The 19,739-nt window shown below is 72.4% G+C and carries 15 protein-coding genes; 11 read left to right on the top strand and 4 right to left on the bottom strand.

Annotation, left to right across the window (positions count from 1 at the left end; translation table 11 throughout):
* The first annotated feature begins 23 nt into the window (after positions 1-23).
* Together miaB and ABZ948_RS20115 are read left to right on the top strand one after the other, a co-directional pair.
* Positions 24-1,538 (top strand): tRNA (N6-isopentenyl adenosine(37)-C2)-methylthiotransferase MiaB, encoded by a 1,515-nt coding sequence (miaB, locus tag ABZ948_RS20120; protein ID WP_356619433.1) that lies wholly within the window; start codon positions 24-26, stop codon positions 1,536-1,538.
* 90 nt (positions 1,539-1,628) lie between these two features.
* Positions 1,629-2,342, top strand: coding sequence for a class III extradiol dioxygenase subunit B-like domain-containing protein (locus ABZ948_RS20115; protein ID WP_359761336.1), 714 nt, complete (start codon positions 1,629-1,631; stop codon positions 2,340-2,342).
* Positions 2,343-2,470: 128 nt separating this feature from the next.
* Here ABZ948_RS20115 and ABZ948_RS20110 read toward each other — a convergent pair whose 3' ends face one another.
* Complete coding sequence (locus ABZ948_RS20110; protein ID WP_359761334.1) at positions 2,471-2,824, bottom strand: antitoxin; 354 nt, start codon at positions 2,822-2,824, stop codon at positions 2,471-2,473.
* 26 nt (positions 2,825-2,850) lie between these two features.
* Positions 2,851-3,126 carry a hypothetical protein gene (locus tag ABZ948_RS20105; protein ID WP_359761332.1) on the bottom strand — a complete coding sequence of 92 codons (276 nt, stop codon included), beginning with the start codon at positions 3,124-3,126 and terminating at the stop codon, positions 2,851-2,853.
* A 182-nt stretch (positions 3,127-3,308) separates the two neighbouring features.
* Here ABZ948_RS20105 and miaA point away from each other — a divergent pair, with 182 nt between their 5' ends.
* The 6 genes from miaA (at position 3,309) to hflX (ending at position 11,613) form a co-directional block, all read left to right on the top strand.
* Complete coding sequence (gene miaA, locus ABZ948_RS20100) at positions 3,309-4,247, top strand: tRNA (adenosine(37)-N6)-dimethylallyltransferase MiaA (RefSeq protein WP_359761330.1); 939 nt, start codon at positions 3,309-3,311, stop codon at positions 4,245-4,247.
* 108 nt (positions 4,248-4,355) lie between these two features.
* Complete coding sequence (locus tag ABZ948_RS20095) at positions 4,356-4,868, top strand: hypothetical protein (protein ID WP_359761411.1); 513 nt, start codon at positions 4,356-4,358, stop codon at positions 4,866-4,868.
* A gap of 130 nt (positions 4,869-4,998) precedes the next feature.
* Positions 4,999-5,871: a diaminopimelate epimerase gene (gene dapF / locus ABZ948_RS20090; protein WP_359761328.1), complete on the top strand. Its 873-nt coding sequence runs from the start codon at positions 4,999-5,001 to the stop codon at positions 5,869-5,871.
* Between the two features lie 297 nt (positions 5,872-6,168).
* A complete protein-coding gene (locus ABZ948_RS20085; RefSeq protein ID WP_359761326.1) occupies positions 6,169-8,352 on the top strand; it encodes a RelA/SpoT family protein in 2,184 nt (727 codons plus the stop codon).
* Between the two features lie 92 nt (positions 8,353-8,444).
* Positions 8,445-9,962, top strand: a complete 1,518-nt coding sequence (locus ABZ948_RS20080) for a M1 family metallopeptidase (RefSeq protein ID WP_359761324.1) — start codon at positions 8,445-8,447, stop codon at positions 9,960-9,962.
* 157 nt (positions 9,963-10,119) lie between these two features.
* The gene (hflX, locus tag ABZ948_RS20075; RefSeq protein WP_031116926.1) at positions 10,120-11,613 is read left to right on the top strand and encodes a GTPase HflX; all 1,494 of its coding nucleotides are present in this window, start codon (positions 10,120-10,122) and stop codon (positions 11,611-11,613) included.
* A gap of 67 nt (positions 11,614-11,680) precedes the next feature.
* Here the strand turns inward: hflX and ABZ948_RS20070 are convergent, their stop codons facing one another.
* Positions 11,681-12,886, bottom strand: a complete 1,206-nt coding sequence (locus ABZ948_RS20070; RefSeq protein WP_359761321.1) for a trypsin-like serine peptidase — start codon at positions 12,884-12,886, stop codon at positions 11,681-11,683.
* Positions 12,887-13,294: 408 nt separating this feature from the next.
* Positions 13,295-14,518 carry a trypsin-like serine peptidase gene (locus ABZ948_RS20065; protein WP_359761319.1) on the bottom strand — a complete coding sequence of 408 codons (1,224 nt, stop codon included), beginning with the start codon at positions 14,516-14,518 and terminating at the stop codon, positions 13,295-13,297.
* 331 nt (positions 14,519-14,849) lie between these two features.
* On the opposite strand from ABZ948_RS20065, the gene ABZ948_RS20060 reads away from it, so the two are divergent.
* The 3 genes from ABZ948_RS20060 (at position 14,850) to ABZ948_RS20050 (ending at position 19,587) form a co-directional block, all read left to right on the top strand.
* Positions 14,850-16,355, top strand: a complete 1,506-nt coding sequence (locus ABZ948_RS20060; protein ID WP_435857540.1) for an aminotransferase class III-fold pyridoxal phosphate-dependent enzyme — start codon at positions 14,850-14,852, stop codon at positions 16,353-16,355.
* A gap of 136 nt (positions 16,356-16,491) precedes the next feature.
* Positions 16,492-18,567, top strand: coding sequence for an IucA/IucC family protein (locus tag ABZ948_RS20055; RefSeq protein WP_435857539.1), 2,076 nt, complete (start codon positions 16,492-16,494; stop codon positions 18,565-18,567).
* A 192-nt stretch (positions 18,568-18,759) separates the two neighbouring features.
* On the top strand, positions 18,760-19,587 hold the full coding sequence (locus tag ABZ948_RS20050) for a GNAT family N-acetyltransferase (protein ID WP_435857538.1): 828 nt from the start codon (positions 18,760-18,762) through the stop codon (positions 19,585-19,587).
* Positions 19,588-19,739 lie beyond the last annotated feature (152 nt).

The following is a 19,739-nucleotide window of genomic DNA, read 5'->3' as shown; positions in this document are numbered from 1 at the left end:
GCCGACCGCCTACCCTTGTCCCCATGAGCAGCATCGACCGGAGCCAGTCAGTGGGCGGCACGCGCACGTACGAGGTACGCACCTACGGGTGCCAGATGAACGTCCACGACTCCGAGCGATTGGCCGGGCTGCTGGAGGACGCGGGGTACGTCCGCGCCCCCGAGGGCGCCGACGCGGCCGACGTCGTCGTCTTCAACACCTGCGCCGTGCGGGAGAACGCCGACAACAAGCTGTACGGCAACCTCGGCCACCTCGCGCCGAAGAAGGCCGCCCGCCCGGGCATGCAGATCGCGGTCGGCGGCTGCCTGGCGCAGAAGGACCGGGACACCATCGTGAAGAAGGCGCCCTGGGTGGACGTCGTCTTCGGCACGCACAACATCGGCAAGCTGCCCGTCCTGCTGGAGCGCGCCCGCGTCCAGGAGGAGGCGCAGGTCGAGATCGCCGAGTCCCTGGAGGCGTTCCCGTCGACGCTGCCCACGCGCCGCGAGAGCGCGTACGCGGCCTGGGTCTCGATCTCCGTCGGCTGCAACAACACCTGCACGTTCTGCATCGTCCCGGCCCTGCGCGGCAAGGAGAAGGACCGCCGCCCCGGGGACATCCTCGCCGAGATCGAGGCCCTGGTCGCCGAGGGCGTCTCCGAGGTCACCCTGCTCGGGCAGAACGTCAACGCGTACGGCTCGGACATCGGCGACCGCGAGGCCTTCAGCAAGCTGCTGCGCGCCTGCGGCAAGATCGACGGCCTGGAGCGCGTCCGCTTCACCTCGCCGCACCCGCGCGACTTCACCGACGACGTCATCGCCGCCATGGCCGAGACGCCGAACGTGATGCCGCAGCTGCACATGCCGCTCCAGTCCGGGTCCGACCCGGTCCTGAAGGCGATGCGCCGCTCCTACCGCCAGGAGCGCTTCCTGGGGATCATCGAGAAGGTCCGCGCCGCCATCCCGCACGCCGCGATCAGCACGGACATCATCGTGGGCTTCCCCGGCGAGACCGAGGAGGACTTCGAGCAGACGCTGCACGTGGTGCGCGAGGCCCGCTTCGCCCAGGCCTTCACCTTCCAGTACTCCAAGCGGCCCGGCACCCCGGCCGCCGAGATGGACGGCCAGATCCCCAAGAAGGTCGTCCAGGAGCGCTACGAGCGTCTCGTCGCCCTCCAGGAGGAGATCTCGTGGGAGGAGAACAAGAAGCAGGTCGGCCGCACGCTGGAGCTGATGGTCGCCGAGGGCGAGGGCCGCAAGGACGACACCACGCACCGCCTGTCCGGCCGCGCCCCCGACAACCGCCTGGTCCACTTCACCAAGCCGGACCAGGAGGTCCGCCCCGGTGACGTGGTCACGGTCGAGATCACCTACGCCGCCCCGCACCACCTCCTCGCCGAGGGCCCCGTCCTCGACGTGCGCCGCACGCGCGCGGGCGACGCCTGGGAGAAGCGGAACGCCGCCGAGCAGGCCAAGCCCGCCGGTGTGATGCTGGGCCTGCCGAAGATCGGGGCCCCGGAGCCCCTGCCCGTCGCGGCGAGCGGCTGCGGCTGCGACTGATCTCAAGAGCGCAGGCGGCGACCACAGGAGGCGGGACGCGGCCGTGGTCGGCATGCGTGGAAGCGGGCCCTGAGGGTTACCCTGCCGATCATGCTTGTCGCCGCCGCTGTCTGTCCCTGCCCGCCCTTGCTGGTTCCCGAGGTCGCCGCGGGCGCCGCTCCCGAGCTGGACGCCGCGCGAGCCGCCTGTACGGACGCGCTGGGCGTGCTCGCCGCCGCCCGGCCCGGCCGGCTCGTGGTCGTCGGGCCGGTGGACGGCGCCGGGCTCGAGCCGTACCCGCAGGGCACACCAGGGTCGTTCCGGGGCTTCGGCGTCGGCCTCGACGTACGGCTGGGGCCGGGCGAGGGCGCCGACGCGGAACGGCCGCTGCCGTACTCGCTGGCGGTGGCCGCCTGGCTGCTGGAGCGGACCGGGTGGTCCGACGCCCCGGTCGAAGGGCTCGGTGTGGGGGACGAACTCGAGCCCGCGCGGTGTGTCGCGACGGGCCGGGACGTCGCCGGACGGGCCGAGCGGGTGGCCCTGCTCGTGATGGGCGACGCCAGCGCGTGCCGGACGCTCAAGGCCCCGGGTTATCTCGACGAACGAGCGGCGCCCTTCGACGCGGAGGTCGCGCGTGCGCTGCGCGGAGCCGACCTGGCCGCACTCACCGCGCTGGACACCGGGCTCGCCCACGAGCTGAAGGTGTCCGGCCGGGCCCCCTGGCAGGTCCTGGCGGGCGCGGCCGAGGGCGCGGGCCTCGGCGGATCACTGCTGTACGAGGACGCGCCGTACGGCGTGGGATACCTCGTCGCCGCCTGGTCGTAGCCGGGCCGTCGGCGGGAACGACGGCGGCGGCGGTTCCGGGCACCCGGGTGCGGGAAACGGCGGACGGCCGGGAGCGCTCGTGCTCCGCGGCCGTCCGCCGTTGTGCCCTTCAGTGTGCCGTTGTGCGTTCAGGAAGCGGGCGGTGGTGCCTCCGGCGGCGGTGTCACGCCGCTCGTGCCGGGCGGCGGTGTCATGCCGCCCGTGCCGGGCGGCGGGGTGGCGCCGCTCGTGCCGGGCGGGGGCGTCGTGCCCCCCACGTCCCGTCCGCTCTCGCCCTTGTGCGCGAGTCGGTCCATGGCGCCCTTGGCCCTGCCCGTGCCCGACTGGATCCTGTCGCTGTACTTGCCCTTGGTCCTCTTGTCGACGACCTGCGCGGCCTTGTCGAGACCGTGCTGGATCTTGTCCTCGTGCCGCTGCGCGAGGTCCGAGACCTTGCCCTTGGCCGGGCCCAGCTTGGCCTTCACGTTGTCCAGGAGACCCATGGTTCACCTTCCCTCGCGCGGGGCGCTCAGGTGCGGGCGCCCTCGCCTGCCTCGTTGTCGGCCGCCTTGTCGGAGGACTGCTGCTTGGGGATGTCGACGCCCTCGGTCTCGGTGGCCTCGGTGGTGGCCTCGGCGGCGGGCTTGTCCGCTTCCGTGGGTCCGTCGGTCCCCTTCGCCTCCACAGCCTCGGCCGCCTTCTCCGCCTCGGGCCCGGCCTTCGCCGTGTCGGCCTGTGCCTCGGCGGCGGACGACGCCTCCGTTGTGGCCTTGGACCGCCGGAGAAGTCGTGCAAAAACGCCCATATCCACTCCATACGTTACTCGTGCGGGCGAAATCCCGCGTTGCCCGGTGCGTCCGTTTGCGCGGCCCGGGCCACCGCCTCTGCGATCCGGCGGCAGGAACCTCGCAACGGGCAACGACCCCGGGGCCGTGGCGTCACGTAACTCGTTCGAGAGTGGGGTCGGAGGTTTGCGAGACTGGGGCGGTGAGCAGTGCACCCCCCGCCCCCCGCGTCATCGCCGTCGTCGGCCCAACTGCGGCCGGAAAGTCCGATCTGGGCGTCTTCCTGGCCCAGCGTCTCGGCGGCGAGGTCGTCAACGCCGACTCCATGCAGCTCTACCGAGGGATGGACATCGGCACCGCCAAGCTGACGCCCGAGGAGCGGGGCGGAGTCCCGCACCACCTCCTGGACATCTGGGACGTGACCGTCACGGCGTCCGTCGCCGAGTACCAGCGCCTGGCCCGGGAGCGGATCGAGGCACTGCTGGCCGAGGGCCGCTGGCCGATCCTGGTCGGAGGATCGGGGCTCTACGTGCGCGGGGCCGTCGACAACCTGGAGTTCCCCGGCACCGACCCCGAGGTCCGGGCCCGCCTGGAGGAGGAACTCACCCTGCGCGGCCCCGGCGCGCTGCACGCCCGCCTGGCCGCCGCCGACCCCGAGGCCGCTCGCGCGATCCTGCCGAGCAACGGCCGCCGGGTCGTGCGCGCCCTGGAGGTGATCGAGATCACCGGCCGGCCCTTCACCGCCAACCTCCCCGGCCACGACTCGGTGTACGACACGCTCCAGATCGGCGTCGACGTGGGCCGCCCCGAGCTGGACGAGCGCATCGCGCGCCGGGTCGACCGGATGTGGGACGCCGGACTCGTCGACGAGGTGCGCGCACTGGAGGCGCAGGGGTTGCGTGACGGGCGTACGGCCTCGCGCGCGCTCGGCTACCAGCAGGTGCTCGCGGCGCTCGCCGGGGAGTGCACTCTCGACGAAGCGCGGGCCGAGACCGTACGTGCCACCAAGCGCTTCGCGCGCCGTCAGGATTCGTGGTTCAGGCGGGATCCGCGGGTGCACTGGTTGAGTGGGGCTGCGGCCGATCTCACAGAACTTCCGCAGCTCGCGCTGTCCTTGGTCGAACGACCGGTTACAGCCTGATCACGTCATGGCATCGGGACGCCCAGGCCGTCATCCGGTCCTTCGGCGGCGTGCCATCATCGAGCTTCGATCGACCGAGTTGAGTCCTAGTTGGGAGGGCGCGTGGCGATGGAGGCCGGCCCTCGCGACACCGCACAAAGCACCGATCACATCACCGCCGAGCGGGATGAGCCGGGGCACCAGGACGGACCGGAGCAGGAGACGGACCGCCTCAGCTCCGACGGGCCCGACGAGACGCCGAGCGTGACGGACGACGGCCCCGAGCCCGGCGAGATGTTCGCGGGCGAGGTCGAGGTCGAACTGCGCCCGCAGCGGCGCCTGCGCATCTGGCAGCTCGCGCCCATCGTGAGCCTGGCCGCCCTCGGCTCCCTGATGTTCGCGTTCCCGCTCGCCTTCGACTTCGGCGACAGCGGGGCCGTCATCGCCATGCTCGGCCTGCTGATCTGCTCGTGCGCGGCCGGCTGGGGCATGATGGCGGCCCGCCGCGTCGGCTACACCTGGCCGGGCCTGCCGGCGAAGGGCTCGGGCCGCAGACCGGACTGGCGTGTCGTCCTGGCGTACGCCGTGATGGTGGCCGCGGTGGTCGTCCTGGCCGTGTGGCGGGTGGCCCGGCTCCGCTGACGTGCCCCGTCAGGGGCGCGGGGCTGTGTCGATATGCGGCTCCGCCGCGTGGGCGCGACCAGCCACGACGCACGCGCACGCGACCACCGCCCCGCCCCCTCCCCGTGGAGCGCGCCGTACGATCGAGGGCATGAGCACCCGGATCGCCTTCCTCAAGGGTCACGGCACCGAGAACGACTTCGTGATCGTCCCGGACCCCGAGAACGCCATCGACCTCCCCCCGGCCGCCGTCGCAGCCCTCTGCGACCGCCGCGCGGGCATCGGCGGCGACGGACTGCTGCACGTCGTGCGATCCGAGGCGCACCCCGAGGCCCGGCACATGGCGGCCGAGGCGGAGTGGTTCATGGACTACCGCAACGGCGACGGCTCGATCGCCGAGATGTGCGGCAACGGCGTACGGGTCTTCGCCCGCTACCTCCAGCGCGCCGGGCACACGACCGAGGGGGACCTCGCGGTCGCCACGCGCGGCGGCGTGAAGAGGGTCCACATCGCCAAGGACGGTGACGTCACCGTCGGCATGGGCAGGGCGCTGCTCCCCGAGGGCGACGTCACGGTGAGTGTGGGCGAGCGCAGCTGGCCCGCGCGTAACGTCAACATGGGCAACCCGCACGCGGTGGCCTTCGTCGACGACCTGTCCCACGCCGGCGACCTGCTCTCCCCGCCTCCCTTCAGCCCGGCCACCGCCTACCCGGACGGCGTGAACGTCGAGTTCGTCGTCGACCGCGGCCCCCGGCACGTCGCGCTGCGCGTGCACGAGCGCGGCGCCGGCGAGACCCGCTCGTGCGGCACGGGCGCGTGCGCGGTCGCCGTGGCCACCGCCCGCCGCGACGGCGCCGACCCGGCGGTCACCGGCGCCCCGGCGACGTACACCGTGGACGTCCCCGGCGGCACCCTCGTGATCACCGAGCGCCCGGACGGCGAGATCGAGATGACGGGCCCGGCGGTGATCGTGGCCGAGGGCGAGATCGACGCGGACTGGCTGGCCGCCGCCGCAGCCGTGTGAGCGGGACACGACCGGCCTGAAACAGAGGCTCGTCCCCGACCACTCGACCCGAAACCACCGCTGATAATCGGCCACTTGGCGAGAAACTGATCACCCTGACCTGGCTGTGTGGGGGTACAAACCTCACATTCGTCCCTCGAATGGGTGATCAGTTTCACGCTCGGCGAGAGGCGGTCAGCCGCGCGTGGTGGGCTCGATAGCATCAAGCACCGGCCCGGACGGGGGACCGAAGCCGCCCCCTGAGCCGTGTCCGCCCTGGGGCACCCCGTCCGCCGGTTGACGCAGCCGGAGGTGCCCATGAGTGCGGAGGCCACGAATTCCGTGACCCCAGGCCCGATGCCGAGCGCGGTGTCGGGACCGGTGACGCCGACAGCGCCGCGCAGAAAGGCCCGCCCCCGGATCGACCTGCGCCGCCTCGGCAGAGCCGCGCTGCTCGGCCCCGCCGCCCGCGACCGGCTGCCCGACGCCATCAGCCACGTCGTCGAGGCCCACCGCGCCCACCACCCCGATGCGGATCTCGAACCCCTGCGCCGTGCCTATGTCCTGGCCGAGTCCTCGCACCGCGGCCAGATGCGCAAGAGCGGCGAGCCGTACATCACGCACCCGCTCGCCGTGACGCTCATCCTCGCCGAACTCGGCGCCGAGACCACGACCTTGACCGCCTCCCTGCTCCACGACACCGTCGAGGACACGGACGTGACGCTCGACCAGGTCCGCGACCAGTTCGGCGAGGAGGTCCGCTACCTGGTCGACGGCGTCACCAAACTGGAGAAGGTCGACTACGGCGCCGCCGCCGAACCCGAGACGTTCCGCAAGATGCTCGTCGCCACCGGCAACGACGTCCGGGTCATGTCGATCAAACTCGCCGACCGGCTGCACAACATGCGCACCCTCGGTGTCATGCGCCCCGAGAAACAGGAGCGCATCGCGAAGGTGACACGTGACGTGCTCATCCCGCTCGCCGAGCGGCTCGGCGTCCAGGCGCTCAAGACGGAACTGGAAGACCTGGTCTTCGCGATCCTGCACCCCGAGGAGTACGCGCACACCCGGGAGCTGATCGTCCGCAACGCCGCCCGCGCGGACGACCCGCTCGCCGAGGTCGCCGACGAGGTACGCGGTGTGCTCCGCGAGGCGGACATCACGGCCGAAGTCCTCATCCGGCCCCGCCACTTCGTCTCGGTGCACCGCGTCTCGCGCAAACGCGGCCGGCTGCGCGGCTCCGACTTCGGCCGCGTCCTGGTCCTGGTGAACGAGGACGCCGACTGCTACGGCGTCCTGGGTGAGCTGCACACCTGTATGAAGCCCGTGGTCTCCGAGTTCAAGGACTTCATCGCCGTACCCAAGTTCAACCTCTACCAGTCGCTGCACACGGCCGTGGCGCGCGAGGACGGCCAGGTCGTCGAGGTCCTCATCCGCACCCATCAGATGCACAAGGTCGCCGAGGCCGGAGTCGTCGCCCTCGGCAACCCGTACGCACCCGCCCCCGACGACCCGGCCGACGGCGAGCGCGTCGACCCCACCCGCCCCGGCTGGCTCTCCCGGCTCCTCGACTGGCAGGAGGCGGCACCCGACCCCGACCACTTCTGGTCGACCCTGCGCGAGGACCTCGCCCAGGACCGCGAGATCACCGTCTTCCGGCCCGACGGCGGCACGCTCGGCCTGCCCGACGGCGCGACCTGCGTGGACGCCGCGTACGCCCAGTACGGCGAGGACGCGCACGCCTGCATCGGGGCCCGGGTGAACGGCCGCCTGGCGACCCTGAGCACCGTGCTGCGGGACGGCGACACCGTCCAGCTCCTCATGGGCCAGGACCCGGCCTCCGAGCCCTCCAGGGAGTGGCTGGAGCACGCCCACACGCCCGCGGCCCGGATCGCCATCCAGCGGTGGCTCGCCGCCCACCCCGCGCAGGCCGAGGCCCAGCGGACCGACGCGCACGCGCAGGACGCGCAGGGCCGGGCCGCTCACCGTCCGGCCGCCGGCGCACCCGACCCGGACGCGGCCGCCGAGCAGCCCGTCGCCCGGCCCGCAGCGGGCAACGTCCTCACGGACCGGCCCGGCGCGGCCGTCCGGCTCGCCCGCTGCTGCACTCCCGTACCGCCCGACGAGATCACCGGCTTCGCCGTACGCGGGGGAGCGGTCACCGTGCACCGCGCCGAGTGCTCCGCGGTGGCGCGCATGCGGGACGGGGGGCGTGCGGAGATCGGCGTGCGCTGGGGGGAGGCCACCGAGTGCCGGGTCACGCTCGTCGCCGAATCGTTCGTCCGTCCCCATCTGCTCGCGGATCTCACCGAGGCCATGGCCCTCGAAGGCGCCGAGATCGTCTCCGCGACCGTCGAGCCCCCGACCCAGCAGCAGGTGCGCCACACGTACACCGTGGAGCTCCCGGACGCGGCCCACCTGCCCGCCCTGATGCGCGCCATGCGCAACGTGGCCGGGGTCTACGACGTGAGCCGCGCGCAGCCGCAGCCCCAGGGCGGCTGAGGCGGCAGGCGGCGCAGGCCCCGGTCCCCGGTTCGGGTGGGCCGGGCGCGCGTCGTCCGTGCCGCGCACGCGCGCGCTGATAGCCGTGGGGCATGCTCCCGACCCCCCACAGCCAGGCCGCCACCCCCACGCGCCGGCGCCGGACGGCCGCCGCATTGCTCGCCTCGGCCGTCTCCGTCAGCCTCGTCGCCGCGAGCGCCCCCGCCGTCCCCCTCGGCGTCGGCGACCGCCTCTTCCCGCACCTCGGCAACCCCGGCTACGACGTCGCGTCGTACGACCTCGCCTTCACGTACCCCGGCAACAACAGCGAGCCGCTGCGCGCCGTCACCACCATCGACGCCTGGACCACCGCCGACCTGGACCGGATCAACCTGGACTTCGCCCACGGCACCGTCCACTCGATCGAGCTAGACGGCGAGCCCGCCGCGTACCGCACCGCCGGCGAGGACCTGGTGATCACGCCCGAGGACTCCGTGTCGGACGGCAACTGGATGCGGATCACCGTGCGCCACACCAGCGACCCCGTGCCGGCCAAGGGCCGCGAGGGCGGCTGGGTGCGCACGGCGGACGGCCTCGCCATGGCGAACCAGGCCGACGCCGCGCACCTGGTGTTCCCCTGCAACGACCATCCCTCCGACAAGGCGATGTTCACCATCCGGGTCACCGCGCCCGACGGCCACACGGCCGTGGCCAACGGCCTGCCCGCCGGCGTCGACCGGTCCGGCGGCTCGACCACGTGGACGTACCGCACGCAGCACCCCATGGCCACCGAACTCGCCCAGGTCTCCATCGGCCGCTCCACGGTGCTGCACCGCACCGGCCCGCACGCCCTGCCCGTACGGGACGTCGTACCGACCCGGTACCGCAAGGCCCTCGAACCCTGGCTGGAGAAGACCCCCGGCCAGCTCGCCTGGATGGAGAGCAAGGTCGGCCGCTACCCCTTCGAGACGTACGGCCTCCTCATGGCCGACGTCTCCACCGGCTTCGAACTGGAGACCCAGACGCTCTCCCTCTTCGAGCGGGAACTCTTCACCGAGCCCGCCTACCCCGCCTGGTACGTCGAGTCGATCATGGTCCACGAGCTGGCCCACCAGTGGTTCGGCGACAGCGTCACCCCCCGCACCTGGTCCGACCTGTGGCTCAGCGAGGGCCACGCCACCTGGTACGAGGCGCTCTACGCCGAGGAACAGGCCGGCAAGCCGATGCGGGACCGCATGAAGGCCGCGTACGGCGCGTCCGACCGCTGGCGCGCCGCCGGCGGACCGCCCGCCGCCCCCAAGGCCCCCGAGCCCGGCCGCAAGACCGGCATCTTCCGGCCCAACGTCTACGACGGCGCCGCGCTCGTCCTGTACGCCCTGCGCCAGGAGATCGGCCGCCCGGCCTTCGAACGCCTGCAACGCGCCTGGGTCGGCCGCCACCAGGACGACAACGCCACGACCGAGGACTTCGTCCGGCTCGCCGCCGAAATCTCCGGGCGCGACCTCGACGCCTTCTTCCAGGGCTGGCTGTACGGCGAGCGGACCCCGCCGATGCCGGGGCACCCGGAGTGGAAGCCGGAGACACCCGCGAAGCCGGCCGCGGCCGTACCGGTGGGAGCCGCGGCCCGATAACCCGGTGACGAGACGCCCCGTGCCGTGCGACCATCTTGAGGTCGGCGCGGCACCGAGCGCCGGGAATCTCCCGGACGGCTCGTGCGTTGACGACAGTGACGGAACGGCTCCGAGCGCTCCGTCGCCCCCAACGGTTTCCCAGCTACGTAAGGATCCAATGACCTCCTCTTCTTCCCCTTCCCAGGACACCAAGCGCTTCGCGCACAGCCACCCCGAGGGTCTTCGGGCCGATGCCCTGATGGAAGAGGACGTCGCCTGGAGCCACGAGATCGACGGAGAGCGGGACGGCGACCAGTTCGACCGCTCCGACCGCGCGGCTCTGCGCCGCGTGGCGGGCCTCTCCACCGAGCTCGAGGACGTCACCGAGGTCGAGTACCGCCAGCTCCGCCTGGAGCGGGTCGTCCTCGTCGGCGTCTGGACCACGGGGACCGTGCAGGACGCGGAGAACTCCCTCGCGGAGCTCGCCGCCCTCGCGGAGACGGCGGGCGCGCTGGTGCTCGACGGTGTGATCCAGCGCCGCGACAAGCCCGACGCGGCCACGTACATCGGCTCCGGCAAGGCCGAGGAGCTGCGGGACGTCGTCATCGAGACGGGCGCGGACACCGTCATCTGCGACGGTGAGCTCAGCCCGGGCCAGCTCATCCACCTCGAAGACGTCGTCAAGGTCAAGGTCATCGACCGTACGGCCCTGATCCTGGACATCTTCGCCCAGCACGCCAAGTCCCGGGAGGGCAAGGCGCAGGTCGCGCTCGCGCAGATGCAGTACATGCTGCCGAGGCTGCGCGGCTGGGGTCAGTCGCTGTCCCGGCAGATGGGCGGCGGCAAGGGCGGCGGCCTCGCCACCCGTGGTCCCGGTGAGACCAAGATCGAGACGGACCGGCGGCGGATCCGCGAGAAGATGGCGAAGATGCGCCGGGAGATCGCGGAGATGAAGACCGGCCGCGAGATCAAGCGTCAGGAGCGCAAGCGCCACAAGGTGCCGTCCGTGGCCATCGCGGGCTACACCAACGCGGGCAAGTCCTCCCTGCTCAACCGCCTCACGGGCGCGGGCGTGCTGGTCGAGAACGCCCTGTTCGCGACCCTCGACCCGACCGTGCGCCGGGCCGAGACCCCGAGCGGACGGCTGTACACGCTGGCCGACACGGTCGGCTTCGTCCGCCACCTGCCGCACCACTTGGTCGAGGCGTTCCGCTCCACGATGGAGGAGGTCGGCGAGTCCGACCTGATCCTGCACGTGGTGGACGGTTCGCACCCGAACCCGGAGGAGCAGCTGGCCGCCGTGCGCGAGGTGATCAGGGACGTCGGCGCCACCGACGTACCCGAGATCGTCGTGATCAACAAGGCGGACGCGGCCGACCCGCTGACGCTCCAGCGGCTGCTGCGCGTCGAGAAGCGCTCCATCGCCGTCTCGGCCCGCACCGGCCGGAACATCGACCAGCTGCTCGCTCTCATCGACAACGAGCTGCCCCGCCCGTCCGTCGAGATCGAGGCGCTCGTGCCGTACACGCACGGCAAGCTGGTCGCCCGTGCCCACGACGAGGGCGACGTGATCTCCGAGGAGCACACCCCGGAGGGCACCCTGCTCAAGGTGCGGGTCCACGAGGAACTGGCGGCGGAGCTCACGCCGTACGTTCCGGCACCCGCGCTCTGACGTTCGCGGCCTGATGTGAGAAGGCCCGCTCCCTGTCCGCAGGGGGCGGGCCTTCGGCACGTTCCGGTCAGCGACCGCCGTACGTCCTGCTCATGTTCTGGTACAGCGCCTCGGCGTCCCGGCCCAGCTGCGGGCCCGCCAGCCAGCTGTTGTCGGCCGGGCCGATCGAGGTGTTGGAGACCAGCACGGATTTGCCGTCCATCACCCGGAACCAGCCGCCGCCGGACGAACCGCCGGTCATCGTGCAGCCGATGCGGTACATCGTCGGCAGGGCCGGGGAGAGCGAGAACCGGCCGGGGACGTCCACGCACTTGAACATCTTCAGGCCGTTGTAGGGCGGCGCGGCCGGGTAGCCCCAGGCGCCCATCTCGGCCGCCTCGGCGGCGGACGGGGCGGAGAAGTCCACGTCCAGCGCGGCGCCGACCGTCTCCTCCAGGGACTTCGCGCCCTGCTCGGGCTTCACGTGGAGCACGGCGTAGTCGTAGGCGGCGCCGTCACCGCCGGTCTCCGAACCACCCTGGATCCACTGGTTCGAGGTCGACGCCCAGTCCGCCCACCAATTGCCGTACGGGGCGATCTCGGCCGGGTTCGCGTTGCTCAGCTCGGCCTCGGACTTGCCGAGGTCGTTGTAGGCCGGGACGAACATGATGTTGCGGTACCAGCCGCCGTTGCCGCCGGCGTGCACGCAGTGGCCCGCCGTCCACACCAGGTTGGACTTGCCGGGGTGGTTGACGTCCTTGACGACCGTGCCCGAGCAGACCGCCGGGCCGTCGGGGGAGTCGAAGAAGACCTTCCCGACCGGCGCCGCGTTGCGGTGGTACGGCGTCTTCTCGGCCTGTGCCTGGACGGGTGCCGGGTCCGGGTCGCTGACGCCCTGGCCGGCGGACGCGTCCTTCGTCGTGACCGTCTTGTTCGCCTCCTCGGCGGACCGCATCCGGTCCGGCTTCCAGAGGCCCTCGATCACCGGGTTGACGAAGTCCTTGGCCTCGCTGAGCCACTTGTCCTTGTCCCAGTCCTTCCAGCCGCCGTCCTTCCACCGGTCGACGTCGATGCCGTGCTCCTTGAGCTTGCCCGCGAGGTCGGCCGGGATCCGTACCTTGCCGCCGCGGTCCGCGGCGGCCTGCGAGCTGGTGGCGTCGGGCTTGTCGCTCGCCGGGTCCGCCGAACCGCCGCAGGCGGTGGCGGTGAGCGCCAGGGCTGCGACGAGCCCGGTCGCGGCGAACGCGGTACGCCGCCCGCGCCTCGGTGCCGCGGGCGTACGTGTGGAACGCATGGTGCGATGACCCCCGTTGGTGCGTGTGTATCCAGTGCTGCGTATGCATGAGTGCTGCGTATGCATGGGTACTGCGTGTGTATGGGTGCTGCATGTGCACGGGCTGCAGCGTGCGCATGGCATGCGCGTGCCGTCGGGGCTCGGAGGCCCGGCGCGACACCCCACTATGCCCGTGGAGTTGAGGGTGAACCGCGGTGGCGTGGTGAAGGTTTCCGTGAGCCGGGGGGCGTTCAGAGGGTGCCGGGCGTGACGCCGGTGTGAGGCGCCGGGCGCGTTCCCGCACGAGGGCGCCCGGCGCGTTGCCGATGCGCCGGGCGCCGTCCCACCGCGACACGCCCGGCAGGCGCTACCCGGCCCGCCGAGGGGTTCAACCGGCGCTCATCGGCCGCCGTGGTGTTCAGCCCGCGCTCACCGGCCCGCGAACTTCTCGCTCACCGAGTCGTACACGCCCTTCGCGGCCTCACCCAGCCGCGGTCCGGCCAGCCAGCCCGACGTCACCGGGCCGATCGAGGTGTTGGACACCAGCGCCGGCTTGCCGTCCGCGCCCGCCGCGACCCAGCCGCCGCCCGACGAACCGCCGGTCATGGTGCAGCCGATGCGGTACATCGTCGGATCCGACGCGGTGACCGACAGCCGGCCGGGCCGGTCCTGGCACCGGTACAGCTTCTGCCCGTCGTACGGAGGCGCGGCCGGGTAGCCGATCGCCGTGACACTGCCGACCTTCGGCACGGAGGGAGCCTTGAAGTCCACCGGCAGCGCCGAACCGACCGTCTCCTCCAGGGACTTGCCGCCGCTGCCCTTCTCCGGCGTCACGTGGATCACCGCGAAGTCGTACGGAGCGCCGTCCCCGCCCGTCGAACCGCCCTGCTCGATCCACTGGTCCGAGGTCTGCGCCCAGTCACCCCACCAGACGCCGTACGGCGCGACGTCCTCGCGGGTGGCGTTCTCCAGCTCCGCGACCGACTTGCCGTCGTCGTTGTACGACGGCACGAACGCGATGTTGCGGTACCAGCCGCCCTTCTTGCCCGCGTGCACACAGTGCCCCGCCGTCCACACCAGGTTGGACTTGCCCGGGTGGGCCGGGTCCTGCACCACCGTCGCCGAGCAGACGGCCGAGCCCTTGGGGGAGTCGAAGAACACCTTCCCGGCCGTGGGAACGGCGGCGTGGTACGACGGCGGCACCGCCTGCGCCTCGACCGGCTCGGGCGTCGGGTCGGTGACGCCCTGGTCACCCGAGAGGTCGCTGTCGTCGACGCCCTGGTCGGGCTCCTCGGCCTCGCGCATGCGGTCCGGGTCCCACAGCCCCTCGATGATGGGGTTGATGTACTCGTGGGCCTCGCGCAGCCAGTCGTCGCGGTCCCAGTTCTTCCAGGCGCCGTTCTTCCACTTGTCGATGTCGATCCCGTGCTCACGGAGCCGGTCCCTGATGTCGTCCGGGATCCTGAGCTTGCCGTCGTCGGAGGCGGTGGCGGACGCGGAGGCTTCCCCGCCCGCCGCAACGTCCCCCGACTCACACGCGGTGGCGGTCAGCGCGAGCGCCGAGGTGAGCGCCAGGGCGGCCAGCACGGGGGAGTTCCTGCGGCGCGCCCTCCCCCCTCGGCTGGTGGTGGACGACGGCCGTGTGGATCGCATGATCTGACTCCCCCTGACATTGACGAACATGGACGAAACCGGCGCTTCGGTCGTCGTTTCCACCGCTGCACGGGGACTTCGGGCCGACTCACCGCGTCCGGGAACGGCACCACACCCTATGGGCTGGCTGTGGGGGAGGCCCGACGGAACAGCAACAGTTCCGTCACGGAAAGGATCTTGAGGCAACCCGTAACCGCGTGAGCGGTCCGGGGTTGGTAGCGGTGGGGGTCCTGCTGTCCGTACGCGGCCCTTCTGTGCCCGTGCCCAGTGGGAGGTCAGGGAAGTCGTGGCGGAATCCACCCAGGGGGGATGCGCGTCGCAGGAGGCCACTGTGGGGCGGGTGCCGGTGAAGGGCCTCCATGACGGTGCCGTCGACGACACCGCACCCGGTGCGCGCTCCGCGCACGAGGGAATCCTGCGCCGCCAGTCCGCGCGCGAGTCCGCGGCCCGGACCTACGCCCGGGCCCTGCCGATCGTGCCGGTACGGGCGCGGGGGCTCACCATCGAGGGCGCGGACGGCCGCCGCTACCTGGACTGCCTCTCGGGCGACGGCACGCTCGCCCTCGGGCACAACCACCCGGTCGTGCTGGACGCCATCCGCAAGGTCCTCGACTCCGGCGCGCCCCTGAACGTCCTCGACCTCGCCACCCCCGTCAAGGACGCCTTCATCACCGAGCTGTTCCACACCCTGCCGCCGGAGCTCGCCGGCCGGGCCCGCGTGCGGTTCTGCGGACCGGCCGGCAGCGACGCCATGGAGACCGCCCGCCAACTCGTGCGCACGGCGACCGGGCGGACCGGCCTCGTCACCTTCACCGGCGCCGGCCACGGCAGGGGCCCCGAGCCGCTCGCCGCGTCCGCCGACGCCCCCGACCAGATCGTCCGCCTGCCCTACCCGCAGGACTACCGCTGCCCCTTCGGCGTCGGAGGCGAACGCGGGGCCGACCTCGCCGCCCGCTGGACCGAATCCGTGCTCGACGACCCCGGCTCCGGCGTGCCGCTCCCCGCGGGGATGATCGTCGAGCCCGTCCAGAGCGAGGGCGGGGTGATCCCCGCACCGGACGCCTGGCTGCGGCGCATGCGACAGCTCACGGCCGACCGGTCCGTCCCGCTGATCGTCGACGAGGTCCACACGGGCGTCGGACGGACCGGCGCCTTCTGGGCCGTCGACCACAGCGGCGTGACCCCCGACGTGATGGTCCTCTCCAAGGCCATCGGGGGCAGCCTGCCGCTGGCCGTCGTCGTCTACCGCGACGACCTCGACACCTGGGAACCCGGCGCCCACGCCGGCTCCTTCCGTGGCAACCAGCTCGCCATGGCCGCCGGCACGGCGACCCTCGCCCACGTCCGGGAGAACCGTCTCGCCGAGCGCGCGGCGACACTCGGCGCTCGCATGCTCGCCCAACTCCAGGAGCTGACCCAGGAGTTCCCGTGCGTGGGGGATGTCCGGGGGCGGGGACTGATGATCGGCGTCGAGCTGGTGGATCCGGAGGGTCTGGTGGATTCGGAGGGTCCGGGGGATTCGGAGAGGGAGCTGGGAGCCGGGCGACTGGCCGGGGCTGAGGGAGACGGTGAAGGGGATCCGCCGGTGATGGCGGACGCCTTGCGCCGGCCGCGTCCCGCCGCCCCCGACCTGGCGGCCGAAGTTCAGCGGGAGTGCCTGCGGCGCGGCCTCATCGTCGGACTCGGCGGTCGTTACGCGAGCGTCGTACGACTGCTGCCGCCCCTGACGATCACCGACGAACAGGCGGTCGCCGTGCTGGACCGGCTGACCGACGCCGTCCGCGCCGCGGCTCGGTGCCGTGAGGTCCTGCGGCAGCCGCGCGGCATCCGCGAGTGAGCTTCTTCTCCGCGCGAGTTCACGCATGAGCGACCGCGTCATGAGACTTCGCGCTCCCCATGCTGCACCAGGTCGCGACCCTTCGGCGCGCAGACCCCGACCGCACGATCAGGAACCACCCCACGAGGTAACCGACTTGAACGCCACCCCTGAGCTCGACGCCCATGCCGCGACGCGGGGAGCAGGCCCCTTCGACGCCCGGACGCCGGAGACGTCGGTGGCCTCCGCGGTTCCCCGCCAGGGGTCTGCGGCGCCTCCCCCCGAGGGCAGGGGTGCCGGCGCCAGCCCCGACCTCCTGGACCACCCCGACCCGGACGTCGCCGCCCAGGCGGCAGCCACGGAGAACCTGCTGCGCTGCTGGACCCGTGAGACCGGCCTGCCAGCCCCCACCGACGGCCTTCTCCGCATCCCCCTTCCCGCCAGCGGCACCACCCTCCTCGCGCCGGTCCGCTACTGGTCCCCGACGGGCTGGCACCGTTTCGGCCTTCCTCGTCTGGCCGACGCCTGCGACCACGCCCCGCCGGCCGACGCCGCCACGGTCGCCGCCCTGCTTGGCAGGGAGGCGCTCACTTCGTCCAGGACTCGGGCGGTGACCGGGCCGTCGTGCGCGTCCGACGTCAGTGATACCCGCGATGCCCGCGCGGCCAGTCTTCCGGCCAGGGACCAGGCGCGGGTGGCGGCCGCCCGCCCTTCCGGCACCGGCGACACCCACCCGACCGGTCTCCCGGCCGAGTCGGACTCCGACTCGGACCCGGCCGCCGGCGAGGTCACCGACCTCGTCGCGAAGGTCGCCGACTCACACCGCCGAGTCGCCACGTTCGTCCGCGACCGCCGGGAACACCCGGCCGACGCCCCCGACCTCTTCCTGGCCGCCGAACAGGCACTCGTCCTCGGACACCCCCTGCACCCGGCCCCGAAGAGTCGTGAAGGACTCTCCGAGGCCGAAGCCCGGCGGTACTCACCCGAACTGCGCGGCTCCTTTCCCCTGCACTGGATGGCCGTCGCCCCGTCCGTCCTCGCCACCGACTCCTCCTGGACCGAACGCGGCCGCCCTGTCGCCGCACCCCGGCTCACCGCACGCCTGGCCGGGACCGGACTGCCGCTGCCGGACGGCTACGTCCCACTGCCCCTGCACCCCTGGCAGGCGCACGAAGTCCGGCACCGCCCCGAGACAGCCGCCCTGCTGGACAGCGGACTGCTCCGCGACCTCGGCCCCCACGGCACTCCCTGGCACCCCACCTCCTCCGTACGCACCGTCTACCGCTCCGGCGCCCCCGCGATGCTCAAACTGTCGCTGGGCCTGCGCATCACCAACTCCCGCCGCGACAACCTCCGCAAGGAACTCCACCGCGGTGTCGAGGTCCACCGCCTGCTCCGCGGCGGCCTCGCGCAGCAGTGGCGCGCCGTGCATCCGGACTTCGACATTGTGCGCGACCCGGCCTGGCTCGCTGTCGACGGCCCCGACGGTGCCCCGTTGCCCGGGCTGGACGTGGTGATCCGCCACAACCCGTTCAGCCCTGCCGACGACGTCTCCTGCATCGCCGGCCTCGTCTCGCCGCGCCCGTGCTCCCCTGACCGTCCGGCCCCCTTCCTGTCGTCCCGGCTGGGCGAGGTCGTCACCGGCCTCGCCCGCAGGACCGGCCGCCCTGGTGGAGCCGTAGCCGCCGAGTGGTTCCTGCGCTACCTCGAACACGTCGTGCGCCCCGTCCTGTGGCTGGATGGCGAGGCCGGCATCGCCCTGGAGGCCCACCAGCAGAACACCCTGCTCCTGCTGGACGCCGACGGCTGGCCCACGGGCGGCCGCTACCGCGACAACCAGGGCTACTACTTCCGGGAGTCGCGGCGCGCGGACCTCGACGCCCGGCTGCCCGGAGTCGGTGAGCAGAGCGACACGTTCGTCTGCGACGAGGTCATCGACGAGCGCCTCGCGTACTACCTCGCCGTCAACAACGTGCTCGGCCTCATCGGCGCATTCGGATCCCAGCAACTGGCCGACGAACGGCTGCTGCTCGCCGCCTTCCGCGGTTTCCTCGTACGGGCCGCCTCCGGTCCGGCCAGGTTGCGCACCTCGCTGCCCGCCCTGTTGCTCGACTCACCCGTCCTGCGCTGCAAGGCCAACCTGCTGACCCGGCTGCACGGCCTGGACGAACTCGTCGGCCCGGTCGACACCCAGTCCGTCTACGTCACCATCGCCAACCCCCTGCATTCCTGACCACCCTGACCAGCCTGACCGTCCTTGACGGCAACCGACCTCCTTCCTCGCCGAGGAGATGCCCCAGTCCTTTTCTGAGAGGAGCGCTTGGTGCTGCCCGCCGATCTACCCGCCGATCCGACGGCCGGTACCGCTACCGATACCGGTGGCGAAACCCGTACACGTGGCGAAACCGACACCGCCGCCCGTGTCATGGCCGCAGGCGGTATCGCGCCCGCCGTTGAGCCCGCCGATGCGGTCGGGCCCAGCACCGGCACGGATCCCCGTACGGGCGAGCACGGCGAGGACACCATGGATCTGCGGCTCCCGGACGAACTCCTCGCCCTCATCGCGGGTGAGGAGCCGGACGGCCACAGAGCACGGCGGTGGGACCAGGGCACCGCACAGCCCTCCGCCTCAGGCACCCCGCACCGGCACCTGTCCGTCCGCCCAGCCCTCCGGCACCACGACGACCTCCTGGACCGCGTCGCCGACTGGGGGCCGGCCGAGACAACCGTGGGCGTCTTCCACCTCGTCCCCGTGCGTGTGGAACGGGATCTGCCGCTCATCAGCCGCTGGATGAACGACCCCGCCACCGCGGCGTTCTGGGAGCTCTCCGGACCGCAGGGCGTGACCGAGGACCACCTGCGGGCCCAGCTCGCCGGCGACGGGCGCAGCGTGCCGTGCATCGGGGTGCTGGACGGCACGCCCATGAGCTACTGGGAGATCTACCGGGCGGATCTGGACCCGCTGGCCCGTCACTATCCTGTCCGGCCTCACGACACGGGAGTGCATCTCCTGGTGGGGGCGGTCGCCGACCGGGGGCGTGGCGTCGGCGGTCTGCTGCTCAGGGCCGTGGCGGATCTGGTTCTGGCGCGGCGGCCCTCCTGTGCACGCGTCATCGCGGAACCCGACATTCGCAACACCCCCTCCATCGCTGCCTTCCTGACCGCCGGCTTCCGGTTCTCCGCCGAGGTCGACCTGCCCGCCAAGCGGGCCGCCCTCATGGTCCGAGACCGGGCCCTCCGGCATCTGTTGTAGCGCTGTGTCACCGCGTCATCACTCATTGAACGCGGGCGGCGTCGCGGCAGTTCCCGCCGACCGCACGAATCTCTACCTCGATTTTTCGAGCCGCTTGCGAAACCACCGCATCTCCGAGGAGGACGCCCTCCCGCTCAACTGTCCCCGCACAT

The organism is Streptomyces olindensis (assembly GCF_040645895.1).
GTDB lineage: Bacteria > Actinomycetota > Actinomycetes > Streptomycetales > Streptomycetaceae > Streptomyces > Streptomyces olindensis.
This window is presented reverse-complemented; position numbering and strand designations above follow the sequence as displayed.

Bases quoted from the DNA above. Each gene is read 5' to 3' on its own strand.
- ABZ948_RS20050 (WP_435857538.1), top strand. From the start codon at position 18,760: ATGGCCGCAGGCGGTATCGCGCCCGCCGTTGAGCCCGCCGATGCGGTC.
- ABZ948_RS20080 (WP_359761324.1), top strand. From the start codon at position 8,445: ATGCTCCCGACCCCCCACAGCCAGGCCGCCACCCCCACGCGCCGGCGC.
- ABZ948_RS20065 (WP_359761319.1), bottom strand. From the start codon at position 14,518: ATGCGATCCACACGGCCGTCGTCCACCACCAGCCGAGGGGGGAGGGCG.
- miaB (WP_356619433.1), top strand. From the start codon at position 24: ATGAGCAGCATCGACCGGAGCCAGTCAGTGGGCGGCACGCGCACGTAC.
- dapF (WP_359761328.1), top strand. From the start codon at position 4,999: ATGAGCACCCGGATCGCCTTCCTCAAGGGTCACGGCACCGAGAACGAC.
- ABZ948_RS20110 (WP_359761334.1), bottom strand. From the start codon at position 2,824: ATGGGTCTCCTGGACAACGTGAAGGCCAAGCTGGGCCCGGCCAAGGGC.
- ABZ948_RS20070 (WP_359761321.1), bottom strand. From the start codon at position 12,886: ATGCGTTCCACACGTACGCCCGCGGCACCGAGGCGCGGGCGGCGTACC.
- ABZ948_RS20085 (WP_359761326.1), top strand. From the start codon at position 6,169: ATGAGTGCGGAGGCCACGAATTCCGTGACCCCAGGCCCGATGCCGAGC.
- ABZ948_RS20095 (WP_359761411.1), top strand. From the start codon at position 4,356: ATGGAGGCCGGCCCTCGCGACACCGCACAAAGCACCGATCACATCACC.
- ABZ948_RS20105 (WP_359761332.1), bottom strand. From the start codon at position 3,126: ATGGGCGTTTTTGCACGACTTCTCCGGCGGTCCAAGGCCACAACGGAG.
- ABZ948_RS20115 (WP_359761336.1), top strand. From the start codon at position 1,629: ATGCTTGTCGCCGCCGCTGTCTGTCCCTGCCCGCCCTTGCTGGTTCCC.
- hflX (WP_031116926.1), top strand. From the start codon at position 10,120: ATGACCTCCTCTTCTTCCCCTTCCCAGGACACCAAGCGCTTCGCGCAC.